A 14,010-nucleotide genomic window follows, 5' to 3' on the forward strand; every position below is an offset into this window, starting at 1 on the left:
TGTTAAGCATTGAATTCACTTCGCTGTTGCAAGCGTGCCACCGATTTTGTCGAATCCGTACAATTCTTATGTCCGCCAGTGATCTAATCGAATCGTGCGACCCGAAGGGCTCGGTGCAGCAATGCATTCGAGTTCTCGACTTCATGGCGGCCGTGCCCTGGCACGGTCGCCTTTTTTTTGGTCGCGCGCGTGGTGGCCGCGATCCCTGACATTTTGGGGCATGGCGCATGGCTTGCGCTGGCGCTGTCCATCGCCTAGATAACCGGAGCAGATCAGTCCGATTTCACATCGGGCGGAATTTTTCCGGGAACAGCCGCAATGCGACTTTCAAGCATGGCCGACTATGCCGTGGTGACGATGACCGCCGCCGCGCGTCATTGCGGGCGCCATGGCGCCGGTGAGGCACGGGTGTCGGCGCAGCAGCTGGCCGACGAGACCGGGCTGCCGGTGCCGACGGTGCAGAAGCTGGTGAGCAAGCTGGCCGCGGCTGGGTTGCTCAAGTCGTCACGCGGGCTGGGCGGCGGGCTCAAGCTGGCGCGGCCGGCGGCGGCGATTTCGCTCGCGGATATTGTCGAGGCCGTCGAAGGCCCGATCGCGATGGCGCCGTGCAGCGTGCATGGTCGCCATGATTGTACGCTGGAAGCCGATTGCACGGTGCGTCCGCACTGGCCGCAGGTTGACGCCGCACTGCGCGGGGCGCTCGCCGGCGTGCCGCTGACGCAGCTGACGCGCCCGGTCCCACGCGCTGAGGTGACGGCATGAGCGAAGATATCGAAATCAAGGATCAGGCCGCGCGCGAGGCAGCGGCCCGCGTCGCCGACTATGAACACGGCTGGTCGTCCGACATCGAGCAGGAATACGGCCCCAAGGGTCTTTCCGAGGATACCGTCCGCTTCATCTCGGCCAAGAAGGATGAGCCGGAGTGGATGCTGGAATGGCGGCTCAAGGCCTATCGCCACTGGCTGACGATGCCGACGCCCGACTGGGCCAAGCTGAACATTCCGCCGATCGACTATCAGGAAGCCTATTACTGGGCCGCGCCCAAGGCGAAGCCCAAGCTCGGCAGCCTGGATGAGGTCGATCCCGAGATCCTGCGCATCTACGAAAAGCTCGGCATTCCGCTGGAGGAGCAGAAAGTGCTCGCGGGTGTCGAGGGCGCGCGCAAGGTGGCGGTCGATGCGGTGTTCGACAGCGTTTCGGTGGCAACCACCTTCCGCAAGGAGCTGGAGGCGGCGGGCGTCATCTTCCGCTCGATCAGCGAAGCGATCCGCGAATATCCCGATCTCGTGCGCAAGTGGCTGGGCCGCGTCGTGCCGATGCAGGACAACTACTTTTCGGCGCTCAATTGCGCGGTCTTCTCGGACGGCACCTTCGTCTACATCCCGGAGGGCGTGCGCTGCCCGATGGAGCTTTCGACCTATTTCCGCATCAATGCCGAGAACACCGGGCAGTTCGAGCGCACGCTGATCGTGGCGGACAAGGGCGCCTATGTCTCGTACCTCGAGGGCTGCACCGCCCCGCAGCGCGACGAGAACCAGCTTCATGCCGCGGTGGTCGAGCTCGTCGCGCTCGACGATGCCGAGATCAAGTATTCGACCGTGCAGAACTGGTATCCCGGCGATGCCGAGGGCAAGGGCGGCATCTACAACTTCGTGACCAAGCGCGCGCTGTGCCAGGGCGCGCGGAGCAAGGTTTCGTGGACGCAGGTCGAGACGGGCTCGGCGATCACGTGGAAGTATCCCAGCTGCGTGCTCAACGGCGAAGGCTCGGTCGGCGAGTTCTATTCGGTGGCGGTCACCAACAACCACCAGCAGGCCGATACCGGCACCAAGATGATCCACAACGGGAAGAACACCCGCTCGACCATCGTCAGCAAGGGCATCAGCGCCGGCCATTCGAACAACACCTACCGCGGCCTCGTGCGCGTTGCCCCGCAGGCCGAGGGCGTGCGCAACTTCACCCAGTGCGATTCACTGCTGCTGGGCGCGGACTGCGGCGCGCACACGGTGCCCTATATCGAGGTGCGCAACCCGAGCGCGACGATCGAGCACGAGGCGACCACCAGCAAGATTTCCGACGACCAGCTGTTCTACGCGATGCAGCGCGGCCTCGCGCAGGAAGACGCTATCGCGCTGATCGTGAACGGCTTTGCCCGCGAAGTGCTGCAGCAGCTGCCGATGGAATTCGCGGTCGAGGCGCAGAAGCTGCTGGGGATTTCGCTGGAAGGGTCGGTCGGGTGAGCGAGCCGAGATACTTCGACATTCCGATCCGCTTTGAGCCCTGGGAAGGCAGTCCGCAACCAGTCTTTCGAGAGAAGACCAAGACGCCGTTTTCTGCGGAGGAAGTCAGGCAAGAGGGCGTGGCTGATGGATCGGAGCGGCAGGCGCACTTCGAAAGGCAATTAAAGCAGATCAGCGAAGTGATGCCTGATGGGCGCATTCCGGTGTTCAGTCGGTGGCAGGATGGTGTAAAGCGCCGTGTCGATTTGGGCTGCGTTGGTCACGCCTTGGCGCGCAATGTCATATTGCCTCCAGAAGACGATCGCTTTCTGAAGTATGTCACTCACATTCAACTGAATCCAGGATGGCAAGCTCCTGCTGAAGGCGAGTCGGTCGGGTGAGTGATGCGATGACCCTTACCGTGCGCCCGGTGGCAGCCGATGACGCCGCCGAACTCGCCGACCTGCTCAACGCCGTGATCGCTGCGGGCGGGACGACCGCGCTGCAGGAGCCCTACACGCCTGAAGCGCTCGATGCGGCTTATCTGACTGGGCCCAATGTCCATTGCTGCTTCGTGGCGGAGGACGAGGACGGCACGCTGCTCGGTTTCCAGACGCTGGGGCGCTATCCGGGCCTGCCGGAGGATGCTGGCGATATTGGCACGTTCGCACGGGTCGGCGGCACCCAGCGCGGGATCGGTTCGGCGCTGTTTGCCGCGACGGCAAAGCGCGCCGCCGAACTGGGCCTCGGCGCGATCAACGCGACGATCCGGGCAGACAACACCGGCGGCCTCGCGTTCTATACCAAGCAGGGCTTTGCCGATCATGGTGTGACGCCGGGCGTACCGCTCAAGGATGGCACGCCGGTGGACCGGGTCCACAAGCGCTTTGTGCTGGCGGCGGAAGCGCCGGCCAAGCGCAAGCTTTCGCTGCGCTTCGGCGAGACCGACGCGCCAACGTTGCAGAAGAAAGGTCGCGGCTGGGCGATTTCCGAGAAGCGGCTTGATGCCCTGCACGAGCGGGCGCGCGAAATGCGCCGCAATCCCAGCGATGCGCAGGAGGCCCTCGCCGAGGCGCTGACCCGCGTCGAGACCGGCGGCTACAGCTTCAAGCGGCAGGCGGTGATCGGCTCGGCGATTGTCGATTTCGCCTGCAAGCAGTTGATGCTGGTGGTCGAGGTCGATGGCGATGCCGATGCGGCCTTCACCGCCGCCCGCGACAAGAGCCTGACCGAAGTGGGCTACCGCGTGGAGCGCATCGCCGCCGCCCAGGTGCTCGCCGATCCTGATGCTGCCGCGCAGCGCATTTCCGATGCGATGCGCAGCATCCACACCGAACGCCGCGCCAAGCGGTCCGCAACACGCCGGCCTGCGCCGCGCTCACCCCGGAAATACTGATGCTCACAATCGAAAACCTCTCCGCCACCGTTGCCGACAAGCCGATCCTCAAGGGCCTGTCGCTCACGATCAACGCCGGCGAAATCCATGCCATCATGGGGCCGAATGGCGCGGGCAAGTCGACGCTCGGCTATACGCTGGGCGGGCGGCCCGGCTATGAAGTGACCGGCGGCACAGTGGACTTCGACGGGCAGGACCTGCTCGCGCTGGAGCCGCACGAGCGCGCGGCGGCGGGGCTGTTCCTTGGCTTCCAGTATCCGGTCGAGATCCCCGGCGTGTCCAACCTCCAGTTTTTGCGTGAGGCGCTGAATGCGCAGCGCAAGGTGCACGGGGAAGAGCCGCTTTCGGGCGCGGCCTTCATCAAGCTCGCCAAGGAGCAGGCCGGGCTGCTGCGCTTCGATATGGACATGCTCAAGCGCCCGGTGAACGTCGGCTTCTCGGGCGGCGAGAAAAAGCGCGCCGAAATGGTGCAGATGGGCATTCTCGCGCCCAAGCTCGCGGTCCTCGACGAGACCGATTCGGGTCTCGACATCGACGCGCTGCGCATCTGCGGCGAAGGCATCAACGCGATCATGAGGAAGCCCGACAAGGCGGTGCTGCTGATCACGCACTACCAGCGCCTGCTCGATTACGTGAAGCCCGACTTTGTCCACGTGCTGGCGGGCGGGCGGATCGTGAAATCCGGCGGGCCGGAACTGGCGCTTCAGCTTGAAGAGCATGGCTATGAGGCGGTCGCGGCATGAGCTTGCTGCTTGCCCTTGCCATGGCCTCGCAGGCAGCGGAACCGGCTGCGCCGGTGGCCCCCGTTGCGGCCATGCCGGCGGCCTTCCTTGGCGAGTGGGCACCCTCTGGGGCGGCCTGCGCAGACAAATATGCCAAACGCATTGTGACGGCGTCGATGAACACCGAGGGCGATTACTGGGGCGTGGTCAAGGCGGTCGAGACGCTGGGCGAGCGGCACATCGTGGTGCGCGAAGGCGATGACGATTTCGGCGTGTCGCTGACGGCGGACTATGTGCTGAGCCCGGACGGCAAGATGCTGGTGCTCCATGTGCTGGAACGCAGCGGCGCCAAAGTTGCCGAAGCGCCGATCCCGATGGTGCGCTGCGAGGTGACCCATGGCTAGTCTCGCTCTCCCCACCCGGAAGGATGAAGCTTACCGCTACGCCGATCTGGCTGCGCTGGCGCCGCTTTGGCCGGTGGCGGTGCAGGACATCCGCGTCGCCGCCGGGGCGAGCGAGGCGCTGGCGATCACCGCCCGCAGCGATGCGGCAGAGGCGCGCGAACTCCTGATCACGCTGGAAGACGGGGCGAGTTTTGATCTGCGCGTGCTGAATGCCGGGCAGGCCTATGGCCGGATTGCCGTCACCGCCGTGCTCGGCAAGGGCGCTTCGTTCCACTTCGGTGCGGCGCAGCTGGGCGGCGGCACGCAGACGCTGGAGATCGTGACCGAGGTTCGCCACCTTCAGCCTGATGCGGTGAGCCGGCAGGTCGTGCGCTCGGTGCTCGGCGGGCAGGCAACGGGCACCTACCTCGGCAAGGTCCATGTCGCACGCGGGGCGATCGGGACCGATGGCGAGCAATCGATCCGGGCGATGCTGCTCGAGCGGACGGCGACCGCAAATGCGCGTCCGGAGCTCGAAATCTACGCCGACGATGTGAAGTGCGCGCATGGCTGCGCGGTGGGCGAGCTTGATCCGCAAGGCCTGTTCTACCTCCAATCGCGCGGGCTGCCACCGGCAGAGGCCAAGAAGCTCATGCTGCACGCCTTCATCGCCGAAGCCTTCGTCGGCGCGCCCGAGGGCGACTTGCTGACCGAAGCGGCGCTCGCGGCGCTGGAGGGCTTGCTGTGAGCGGAGTTGCTTCCTCTTCTCCCCTCCCGCTTGCGGGAGGGGTCGGGGGTGGGCCTCGCGAGGTCGCGCCCGCCGACATGCCCACCCCTAACCCCTCCCGCAAGCGGGAGGGGGACCAGTGGCCGGGGCTCGTCAACAAGGACGGCCAGCGCTGGCATTACCTCGATACGGCGGCCACCGCGCAGAAGCCGCAGGTGGTGATCGACGCCATGGCTCGCGCGATGGGCGCGGATTATGCGACGGTGCACCGCGGCGTCTACACGCGCTCGGCCGAGATGACGCTGGCGTATGAAACCGCGCGCCGCAAAGTAGCGGCGCTGATCGGCGGGCGCGAGGAAGAGCTGGTCTTCACGCGCGGCGCGACCGAGGCGATCAATCTCGTCGCGCAATCGTGGGGCGTGGCCAATCTGAAGCCGGGTGACCGCGTTCTGCTCTCGCAGTTGGAGCACCATTCCAACATCGTGCCGTGGCAGCTGATCCGCGATCGCACAGGCCTTGAAATCGACATCTGCCCGATCACCGAGGACGGCCGGATCGATCTCGATGCGGCGGAGCGGATGCTCACACCGGCGCACAAGCTGGTGGCCTTCGCGCATGTCTCGAACGTGCTCGGCTCGGTGCTCGATGCGCCGCGCGCGGTGCGGCTGGCGCATGACGTGGGTGCGAAAATTCTGCTCGATGGCTGCCAGTCGGCGGCGCGGCTGCCGGTGGATGTCGCGGCATTGGGCTGTGATTTCTACGTGTTCTCAGCGCACAAGCTCTATGGGCCGACCGGGATCGGCGCGCTCTGGGCCAAGGCGGAGATCCTTTCGGTGATGGCGCCGTGGCAGGGTGGCGGCTCGATGATCGACCGCGTGACCTTTGCCGAGACGACCTGGGCACCCGCGCCGCAGCGCTTCGAGGCGGGCACGCCGGCGATTGTCGAGGCGATTGCCTTCGGCGCGGCGGCCGATTTCCTTGCTGCCAACGGCCTGGCCGAAATCCATGCGCACGAGGCGCGACTGGTGGCGCTGGCACGCGCCGAACTCGGGCGGCTGAATGCGGTGCGGCTGTTTGGCCCTGCGGACAGCGCCGGGATCGTCAGCTTCGCGCTGGAAGGCGTGCACCCGCACGATCTCGGCACGATCCTCGACGAGGAGAACGTGGCGATCCGCGCCGGCCATCACTGCGCGCAGCCCTTGATGGAGCACCTCGGCGTACCGGCAACGGCGCGCGCGAGTTTCGGGATTTACAGCGATGAAAGCGATGTCGCGGCGCTGGTGCGCGGCATCGAGCGGACCTTAAGGATATTCGGATGAACCGGATCGAGATCGAGGAAGTCGAAGGCGTCGAACCGCCGCGCCGTGCGCGCGTCGAGGAAGCTGTGGAGACCCCTGCCGAGAAGCTGGAGCGCAAGCGCGACTATCTGGAAGGTTTCCTTGCGGAGAAGCCGGCTGATGCCGCGCCGGGCGAGCCGGGCGGGGATATCTACGAAGGTGTGATCACCGCGCTGCGCGAGATTTTCGACCCCGAGATTCCGGTCAACATCTATGACCTTGGCCTGATCTACGGTGTCGATGTGAGCCCCGAAGGCTCGGTCGTGGTGACGATGACGCTCACCACCCCGCATTGCCCGGTGGCCGAATCGATGCCCGCCGAAGTCGAGCTGCGCGTCGAGGCGGTGCCCGGCGTGCGCGATGCCGAGGTCAATCTGGTGTGGGATCCCGCATGGGACCCGCAGAAGATGAGCGATGACGCCAAGCTCGAACTTGGCATGCTCTGAAGAAGCCCCATATAGGTGAAGCCATGACCACCGAAGCCCCCACCCGTACTCGCCAGCGCCCCGCCGCGGTCATCCTCACGCCCTCGGCCGAGGCGCGGATCGCCAAGCTCATGGCGAGCGCGCCGGAAGGGGCGATCGGCGTCAAGCTCTCCACCCCGCGTCGGGGCTGCTCGGGGCTCGCCTATTCGGTTGATTATGTCGAGACCGCCAATCCGATGGACGAGCGGATCGAGACACCGGGCGGCACCTTCTTCATCGATGGCGGCTCGGTGCTCTATCTGATCGGCAGCACGATGGACTGGCAGGAAGACGATTTCACCGCCGGCTTCGTGTTCCAGAACCCCAACGCCAAAGGCTCCTGCGGCTGCGGCGAGAGCTTCACGGTCTAGGCCGGGTGCCCACCCCTATCGCCGAACTGCGCCAGCGCATCGCCGCGCAGCGCACCGACAATCCGGCGATGTATGGCGCGGTCGATTTCAGCCTTCATCCTGAACGTCTGCTGCTGGATGGCGATATCGCGGGGAGCGAACTGCGCGCCTATCCCAAGGTCGCGGCCAAGCTGCTGGAAGATACCGCGCTGATGGAGCGCATGGGCGCCTACACCGTGATGGGCGATGCCGTGGCCGATCCTTATGCCGCGCTGATGCCGCAGTACGGTTTCAAGCGGCTGGTCGATATGCTGGTCGAGGCTTGCGACAAGGGCGTGGACAAGGTCGAGGGCGCGCCTGCCGAGCTCGTCACCTTTATCCACTCGATGGAAGCCACGCCGGCTTGGGTGGATATGAAGCTAGTCGAGGAAGGCGCGCGCCTTCACCGGGTGAGCTTTGCCAATGTCGCGCCCTGGGCGATCCGGGGCGCCTTCATCGCGACGTTCATGAACAAGTACGCCGCGCTGCCGATGGCGCTGACGGGTACGCTGTCCAACAAGACCGCGGCGCGGCGGATCAAGGAAACCGCGACGTTCTTCGGCACATCGGTGCTGCCCGGCGCGCTTGCCCGCTCCGGCCCCGGCTTCAAGGCGGCGGCGATGGTGCGGCTGATGCATTCGATGGTGCGCTTCAACGTGCTTTCGGGCGGCAAATGGGACCAGCGCATCTACGGCATCCCGATCCCGCAGGTGGACCAGATGCCCGCCGGGCTCATCTCGGATTTCCTCATCTCGTCCAAGGTGCTGCGCGAGGGCCGCAGCGATTTCACGCCGGAGGAACGCGCGCAGATCGAGCTTTCGCGCTATCGCTGCTTCCTGCTCGGCCTGCCCGAGGAGCTGCTGGCAGAAACGCCGCAAGGGATCGTCGATGCCTGGAACGCCCGCGCGCTGACGCTGCGGGCTGGGTTCGACGAGACAACCTGCGGCGGCCTGCTCCGCGCGACATTGGATGCCGATCTGATCGATACGTCCACGCCGCAAGGGCAAGTCCGCGCCCGGCTCGAACGTTCGTTCGCCAAAGTCTATTTCATGCAGAACTTCTGCAATGGCAGCGAGAAGGCGGCGGCGCGCTTCGGCGTGACGATCCGTGCGATCGACCGGGTGCGCGCGACCGCTGTCGGCGTGGGTCTGATGGGGCAGATGCGGCTTTACGGTGTCGCCGCGAAGACGCCGGTGGTGCGGCATCTGGCGGACCAGCGACTGGTGGGCAAAGTGCGCGGCTATCTCGGCAGCCTGGGGCATGCCGAATTCACCACCGATGCCGCCAAGTACAAGCCGGTGGCCGGGGTGAAACCCGCCGCCTAGAGGCGCCGCAGGCGGATCGGGGCCGGTTCCGCCAGCAAGGCATCGACTTCGCGCGAACCGAGCGGCCGGGCGAACTCCACGCCGAGCCGCGTACGGTCCGACCAGCGGATGATCGCGCGGGCAACGACGCTGCCGAAATCGATCTCGACGAACTGGCCGCTGGCGCCATCGGCGAGGTCATTGCTCTCGATCTGGCAGCCATAGCGCGAGATATCGAAGATCCGCTGCACGCGCCCCGCGGCGCTATCGCCCGCGCGCTGACGCTGGACGCGGCGATTGTCGACCGCGGCTTCAGGCGACAGCATTCTGGCCGGCATGTGCATAGACGTCCCCTTGCGATGGACTGACTATGCCCTGCGCGGGTAAACGCTTCCTGTTGCAGCAATGGCTAATTTCGCGTGAAAGCCGGGCTCACCCCTCGGCAAGAAACGCCAGCAGAGCCTCTTCCAGCGGGTCGGTGCGGCCGTCCGCGGCGATCTTGCCATCAAGCCAGGATCGCTCGGGCGCGGTGATGGCGGCCTCGGCTCCGGCTTCTCCGGCAAAATCGCGTGTCGGTGCGCTCGCGAGCAGGTCCTGCGCCGCCGAGCGCAGATCCCGTGCGCCAACCCGGCTCATGCGGCCGAAGAAGGAACCGAAGCTGCTCGACCTGTCGCTCATGAAGCTTTCGAGCTCGGCGGCACGATCGCGGCTGATCGCGCGGCCACCGGTCCAGCCCTGCAGGAAGTTGCCCACGCCCTGCACGAAGAGCCGCTGCCATTCGGGCGCGTTGGCCGCGCCGAGGGTGGCGTCCTTGAGGCGGAACAGCATTTCGGCCTCGCGCTGGCTGGCCGCCGCCGGGCGATCGCCGCCGCTGGCGAAGATCACGCGGCGCAGCAGCTTGCATTCGGCTGCGGTGATCGAGCCGGCGTCCAGCGCTCCGCCATCGCGCGTCGGGCCTTCGCCGGTCAGCACCGCGCGCTCGATCTGGGCGAGCGCGTAGTCCTTGAGCCGGTCGGGGGTGCCGAGCGCCTTTTCGAGCACGCGGACCAGAAGTTCGAGTTCGGCCGCCGAATCGAGGCGGCCGTCATGATCGAGCCGGGCGATCAGCCAGTCGGCCGTGCTATCGGCGACATAGCCCTTGGGCTCGGTGCCGTTTAGCACATATTCGCCTACCGCTTCGACGAGGAAGTCGATCCATTCGGGGCTCCTGGCGGAAACGACATCGTTGATCGCGAGAATGGCCTCGGCCTCGGTCTGGTCGATGCGCCCATCGGGCCATGCGGAGCGGCGCAGCGCCAGCACTTCGTCGGCCGTGATCACGCCATCGGCAGCGGCCTGGCGAGCCAGCTCGGGAAAATTGATCGTCATCGGCAGTCCGTCCGGTTGTCCAGTAGCGGCACCTATGGACCGGAGAGGGTTTATTTGGCGTTACCCATGCGCGGGATCGCCACAGGCAGATCAGCCGAGCAGGCGCAGGACGGCCATCAGGGCTGAAAGCGCCAGCAGAAAGCCGACGAAGCTGCGCCAGAGCCGGTCGCTGACCTTGCCGAAGGCGCGCGAACCGAGATGATTGCCGGCCAGCACCGGGCCGAACAGCAGCAGCGCAAACAGCCCGTCGCGCCACGAGGCGAGCCCCAGTGCCAGCGCTGCCGCCGTGCTGGCGGTGGAGGTCATCAGGAACACCGTCAGCATCGAGGCACGCGCCACTTCGCGCGGGATCGGGCGGCGCAGGTAATAGGGCACGACCGGCGGGCCGGGCATTCCGGCAAACCCGGTGAGGAGGCCGGATGCGGCGCCGGTCAGCCCGGTTTCGAGATGGCTGGGGGCGTGGCCGGGCTTGGCCGGAAGCAGCACCATCACGAAGGCGCCGATGGCGACGACCGCGATCAGTACCCGCGCCACAGCGGGCGGCGTTGCGAACAGCGCGAGCAGGCCCAGCGGCGTCAGCAGCATGGCAAGGCCGCCGATCACGCCTGCACTTTTCTCGCCCGCGTTCCACACCTTGCGCGCGCCGACGAGGCCGATGAGGAGGCCGAGCATGTTGGAAACCACCACCGCCTCGCCGGGCCGGATGACCAGTGCGATCAACGGCACCAGCAGGATCGCCATGCCGAAACCCGCAAGCCCCCGCACGAAGGCCGCGACAAACGCCGCCGCCGCGCAAAGCGCCAGCGACTGCAGCGGCAGATCGAGCAGGGCGATCAGGCCCTGAGGTCCGGCGGGGTCGCTTCGGCCTTGAGCATCGCGATGGCCTCCGCCAGCGGCATCACCTTCTGGTGCTGTTCGCCCAGCGTGCGGATCGCGACAGTGCCTTCCTCCGCCTCGCGCTTGCCGACCACAAGCAGGTAGGGGACCTTCTGCAAGGAGTGCTCGCGCACCTTGTAGTTGATCTTCTCGTTGCGCGTGTCGGTTTCGGTGCGGATGCCGGCGGCGCGCAGCGCGGCGGTCGCCTCGTGCGCATAGTCGTCGGCATCGGACACGATGGTCGCGACCACGGCCTGGACCGGGGCAAGCCACGCGGGCAGGCGTCCGGCGAAGTGCTCGATCAGGATGCCAATGAAGCGCTCATACGAACCGAAGATCGCGCGGTGGAGCATGACCGGGCGGTGGCGCTCGCCATCCTCGCCGATGTAGCCGGCATCGAGCCGCTCCGGCAGCACGCGGTCCGACTGGATCGTGCCGACCTGCCAGGTGCGGCCGATCGCGTCCGTCAGGTGCCATTCGAGCTTGGGCGCATAGAACGCGCCTTCGCCGGGGAGTTCTTCCCAGCCATATTCCGGCGTGGCGAGGCCCGCTTCCATCACCGCATTGCGCAGCTCGTGCTCGGCCTTGTCCCACATCTCCTCGGTGCCGAAGCGCTTTTCCGGGCGCAGCGCGAGCTTGATCGAGTAGGTGAAGCCGAAGTCCTTGTAGATCCGGTCCGCCAGTTCGCAGAAGGCGCGCACTTCGGAGACGATCTGGTCCTCGCGGCAGAAGATATGCGCGTCGTCCTGCGTGAACTGGCGCACGCGCATCAGGCCGTGGAGTGCGCCGTGCGGCTCGTTGCGGTGGCAGCAGCCGTTTTCATAGAGGCGAAGCGGCAGCTCGCGATAGGACTTGAGGCCCTGCCGGAAGATCAGCACATGCGCCGGGCAGTTCATCGGCTTCAAGGCCATCCACTCGGCATCGTCCGAAACGATCGGGCCTTCATCCTCGGTGTTCGGCACTTCGTCAGGGATGACGAACATGTTCTCGCGGTACTTGCCCCAGTGGCCGGACTGCTCCCACTGGCGCGCGTCCATCACCTGCGGGGTCTTGACCTCCTTGTAGCCGGCGCCGTCGATGGCGCGGCGCATGTAGGCCTCGAGCTCGCGCCAAATGCGGTAGCCCTTGGGGTGCCAGAACACCGAGCCGTGCGCTTCCTGCTGGAGGTGGAACAAGTCCATCTCCTGCCCCAGCTTGCGGTGATCGCGTTTGGCGGCTTCTTCCAGCCGCGTGAGGTGCGCATCGAGCTGCTTCTTGCTCAGCCAGCCGGTGCCATAGATGCGGCTCAGCATCGCCTTGGATTGATCGCCGCGCCAGTAGGCGCCCGAAACGCGCGTGAGCTTGAAGGCGGCGGGATCGAGCTTGCCGGTGGAGGCGAGGTGGGGCCCGCGGCACATGTCGAGCCAGTCATCGCCCGACCAGTAGACCGTCAGCTCCTCCTCCTTGGGAAGTTCGGCGGCCCATTCGGCCTTGAACGTCTCGCCCTGCTGCGTCCAGCGGCTGATCAGCTGCTCGCGGCTCCAGACCTCGCGGCGGAGCGGTTTGTCCGCCGCGATGATCTTGCGCATTGCTTCCTCGATGGCCGGCAGGTCGTCCTCGGTGAAGGCGCGGTCCTTGGGCGCGAAGTCATAGTAGAAGCCGTCGTCCGTGCTCGGGCCGAAGGTGATCTGCGTGCCGGGAAACAGCGCCTGCACCGCTTCGGCCAGCACGTGGGCATAGTCGTGGCGCACGAGTTCGAGCGCATCGGCCTCGTCGCGCGCGGTGACGAGCGCAAGTGCGGCGTCGCCTTCGAAGGGGCGGGTAATGTCGTAGAGCTCACCATCCACGCGCGCACCGATGGCGGCCTTGGCCAGGCCCGGGCCGATCGCGGCGGCAATATCTGCCGGGGTGGTGCCGGGCGCAACTTCGCGGACGGAACCATCGGGCAGGGTGATCTTGAACATTTCGGACATGGTTTTCTCGCTGATAATCACCGGCGCTTTGGCAGAAACGGGCGCGCGCCGGAAGGGGGCAGAAACCGGTGCGGTTTGGGCAATAGCGATTGTGAGCGTTTGACCTCTGGGCTGGCACTGGCACAAGGGCGAGCATGATCCAGCACTTCACGCTGCCTTCGGGCGAACGCATGGCCTATCGCTTCTCGCCCGGTGAAGGCCCCACAATCGTGTTTCTGCCCGGCTACATGTCCGACATGAGTGGCGGCAAGGCGCAGGCGGTGATCGCGCATGCCGAAGCGCGCGGGCGGGCCTGTCTGCTGCTCGATTATACCGGGCTCGGCCAGAGCGAGGGGGACTTTGCCGAGAAGTCGCTGCCGCTGTGGCGCGAGGAGGTGATCGCGCTGCTGGATCATCTAGGCATCGAAAGCACGGTGCTGTGCGGATCGAGCATGGGCGGGTGGCTCATGCTGCTTCTGGCCGAAGCGCTCGGCGAGAGGGTGGCCGCGCTCGTCGGCCTCGCGCCCGCGCCCGATTTCTGTGAATGGGGTTTCGATGCCGAGCAAAAGGCCGTGCTTGCGAGGGGGGAGACGGTCTATGAAAACAATCCTTATGGCCCCGAGCCGACCCCGACGTATGCGAAGTTCTGGGCGGCGGGGATGGAATGCCTGCTGCTCGCGCGCGGTATCGCTTTCGATGGGCCCGTGCGGCTGATCCACGGGCAGGCGGATCGCGATGTGCCGTGGGATATCTCGCTCAAGCTCGCCGCCGCGCTGCGTTCAGCCGATGTGCAGGTCCATCTGATCAAGGACGGCGATCACCGCCTCTCGCGCCGGGCGGATATCGCCGTGCTGCTCGGCGCGCTGGACGCGCTGGGCGCGGCCTGAAGGACCC

16 protein-coding genes are annotated in these 14,010 nt (G+C 66.2%); 12 read left to right on the plus strand and 4 right to left on the minus strand.

All coding sequences use genetic code 11. The features are described 5' to 3' along the window. Window positions 1–318: 318 nt before the first annotated feature. The 11 genes from K5Q19_RS08305 (at window position 319) to K5Q19_RS08355 (ending at window position 8,962) form a co-directional block, all read left to right on the plus strand. On the plus strand, window positions 319–762 hold the full coding sequence (locus K5Q19_RS08305) for an Rrf2 family transcriptional regulator (protein ID WP_292943330.1): 444 nt from the start codon (window positions 319–321) through the stop codon (window positions 760–762). Further along, window positions 759–2,240 (plus strand): Fe-S cluster assembly protein SufB, encoded by a 1,482-nt coding sequence (sufB, locus tag K5Q19_RS08310; RefSeq protein ID WP_292943333.1) that lies wholly within the window; start codon window positions 759–761, stop codon window positions 2,238–2,240. Before K5Q19_RS08305 ends, sufB begins: the two co-directional genes overlap by 4 nt. Further along, entirely contained in the window at window positions 2,237–2,620 is a 384-nt protein-coding gene (locus K5Q19_RS08315; protein WP_292943336.1) for a hypothetical protein, read from the plus strand. Before sufB ends, K5Q19_RS08315 begins: the two co-directional genes overlap by 4 nt. Before the next feature lie 8 nt (window positions 2,621–2,628). Next, on the plus strand, window positions 2,629–3,615 hold the full coding sequence (locus tag K5Q19_RS08320; protein ID WP_292943339.1) for a GNAT family N-acetyltransferase: 987 nt from the start codon (window positions 2,629–2,631) through the stop codon (window positions 3,613–3,615). Continuing rightward, entirely contained in the window at window positions 3,615–4,358 is a 744-nt protein-coding gene (gene sufC, locus K5Q19_RS08325) for a Fe-S cluster assembly ATPase SufC (protein WP_292943341.1), read from the plus strand. Before K5Q19_RS08320 ends, sufC begins: the two co-directional genes overlap by 1 nt. Continuing rightward, complete coding sequence (locus tag K5Q19_RS08330; RefSeq protein WP_292943342.1) at window positions 4,355–4,741, plus strand: hypothetical protein; 387 nt, start codon at window positions 4,355–4,357, stop codon at window positions 4,739–4,741. The genes sufC and K5Q19_RS08330 overlap by 4 nt, the downstream gene beginning before the upstream one ends. Then, window positions 4,734–5,468 carry a SufD family Fe-S cluster assembly protein gene (locus tag K5Q19_RS08335; RefSeq protein ID WP_292943344.1) on the plus strand — a complete coding sequence of 245 codons (735 nt, stop codon included), beginning with the start codon at window positions 4,734–4,736 and terminating at the stop codon, window positions 5,466–5,468. The genes K5Q19_RS08330 and K5Q19_RS08335 overlap by 8 nt, the downstream gene beginning before the upstream one ends. Window positions 5,469–5,545: 77 nt before the next feature. Continuing rightward, entirely contained in the window at window positions 5,546–6,766 is a 1,221-nt protein-coding gene (locus tag K5Q19_RS08340) for a cysteine desulfurase (RefSeq protein WP_292943346.1), read from the plus strand. After that, window positions 6,763–7,230, plus strand: coding sequence for an SUF system Fe-S cluster assembly protein (locus K5Q19_RS08345; protein WP_292943349.1), 468 nt, complete (start codon window positions 6,763–6,765; stop codon window positions 7,228–7,230). Before K5Q19_RS08340 ends, K5Q19_RS08345 begins: the two co-directional genes overlap by 4 nt. A gap of 23 nt (window positions 7,231–7,253) precedes the next feature. Beyond that, window positions 7,254–7,619, plus strand: a complete 366-nt coding sequence (locus K5Q19_RS08350) for an iron-sulfur cluster assembly accessory protein (RefSeq protein ID WP_292943352.1) — start codon at window positions 7,254–7,256, stop codon at window positions 7,617–7,619. Between the two features lie 5 nt (window positions 7,620–7,624). Then, window positions 7,625–8,962, plus strand: a complete 1,338-nt coding sequence (locus tag K5Q19_RS08355) for an oxygenase MpaB family protein (protein ID WP_292943355.1) — start codon at window positions 7,625–7,627, stop codon at window positions 8,960–8,962. On the opposite strand, the gene K5Q19_RS08360 is transcribed toward K5Q19_RS08355, so the two are convergent. The 4 genes from K5Q19_RS08360 to thrS form a co-directional block, all read right to left on the minus strand. Beyond that, window positions 8,959–9,279 carry a PilZ domain-containing protein gene (locus tag K5Q19_RS08360; protein ID WP_292943358.1) on the minus strand — a complete coding sequence of 107 codons (321 nt, stop codon included), beginning with the start codon at window positions 9,277–9,279 and terminating at the stop codon, window positions 8,959–8,961. The two genes, K5Q19_RS08355 and K5Q19_RS08360, sit on opposite strands and share 4 nt — an antisense overlap. 94 nt (window positions 9,280–9,373) lie before the next feature. Next, window positions 9,374–10,309, minus strand: coding sequence for a hypothetical protein (locus K5Q19_RS08365; protein WP_292943361.1), 936 nt, complete (start codon window positions 10,307–10,309; stop codon window positions 9,374–9,376). A 90-nt stretch (window positions 10,310–10,399) separates the two neighbouring features. After that, complete coding sequence (locus K5Q19_RS08370; protein ID WP_365758923.1) at window positions 10,400–11,146, minus strand: sulfite exporter TauE/SafE family protein; 747 nt, start codon at window positions 11,144–11,146, stop codon at window positions 10,400–10,402. Then, on the minus strand, window positions 11,143–13,137 hold the full coding sequence (gene thrS / locus K5Q19_RS08375; protein WP_292943363.1) for a threonine--tRNA ligase: 1,995 nt from the start codon (window positions 13,135–13,137) through the stop codon (window positions 11,143–11,145). The genes K5Q19_RS08370 and thrS overlap by 4 nt, the downstream gene beginning before the upstream one ends. Before the next feature lie 134 nt (window positions 13,138–13,271). On the opposite strand from thrS, the gene K5Q19_RS08380 reads away from it, so the two are divergent. After that, complete coding sequence (locus K5Q19_RS08380; RefSeq protein ID WP_292943366.1) at window positions 13,272–14,003, plus strand: alpha/beta hydrolase; 732 nt, start codon at window positions 13,272–13,274, stop codon at window positions 14,001–14,003. Window positions 14,004–14,010: the final 7 nt, after the last annotated feature.

This window comes from Novosphingobium sp. (assembly GCF_019748365.1).
Classification (GTDB): Bacteria; Pseudomonadota; Alphaproteobacteria; order Sphingomonadales; family Sphingomonadaceae; genus Novosphingobium.

Bases quoted from the DNA above. Each gene is read 5' to 3' on its own strand.
- K5Q19_RS08305 (WP_292943330.1), top strand. From the start codon at position 319: ATGCGACTTTCAAGCATGGCCGACTATGCCGTGGTGACGATGACCGCC.
- sufB (WP_292943333.1), top strand. From the start codon at position 759: ATGAGCGAAGATATCGAAATCAAGGATCAGGCCGCGCGCGAGGCAGCG.
- K5Q19_RS08320 (WP_292943339.1), top strand. From the start codon at position 2,629: ATGACCCTTACCGTGCGCCCGGTGGCAGCCGATGACGCCGCCGAACTC.
- sufC (WP_292943341.1), top strand. From the start codon at position 3,615: ATGCTCACAATCGAAAACCTCTCCGCCACCGTTGCCGACAAGCCGATC.
- K5Q19_RS08330 (WP_292943342.1), top strand. From the start codon at position 4,355: ATGAGCTTGCTGCTTGCCCTTGCCATGGCCTCGCAGGCAGCGGAACCG.
- K5Q19_RS08335 (WP_292943344.1), top strand. From the start codon at position 4,734: ATGGCTAGTCTCGCTCTCCCCACCCGGAAGGATGAAGCTTACCGCTAC.
- K5Q19_RS08340 (WP_292943346.1), top strand. From the start codon at position 5,546: ATGCCCACCCCTAACCCCTCCCGCAAGCGGGAGGGGGACCAGTGGCCG.
- K5Q19_RS08345 (WP_292943349.1), top strand. From the start codon at position 6,763: ATGAACCGGATCGAGATCGAGGAAGTCGAAGGCGTCGAACCGCCGCGC.
- K5Q19_RS08350 (WP_292943352.1), top strand. From the start codon at position 7,254: ATGACCACCGAAGCCCCCACCCGTACTCGCCAGCGCCCCGCCGCGGTC.
- K5Q19_RS08360 (WP_292943358.1), bottom strand. From the start codon at position 9,279: ATGCCGGCCAGAATGCTGTCGCCTGAAGCCGCGGTCGACAATCGCCGC.
- K5Q19_RS08365 (WP_292943361.1), bottom strand. From the start codon at position 10,309: ATGACGATCAATTTTCCCGAGCTGGCTCGCCAGGCCGCTGCCGATGGC.
- thrS (WP_292943363.1), bottom strand. From the start codon at position 13,137: ATGTCCGAAATGTTCAAGATCACCCTGCCCGATGGTTCCGTCCGCGAA.
- K5Q19_RS08380 (WP_292943366.1), top strand. From the start codon at position 13,272: ATGATCCAGCACTTCACGCTGCCTTCGGGCGAACGCATGGCCTATCGC.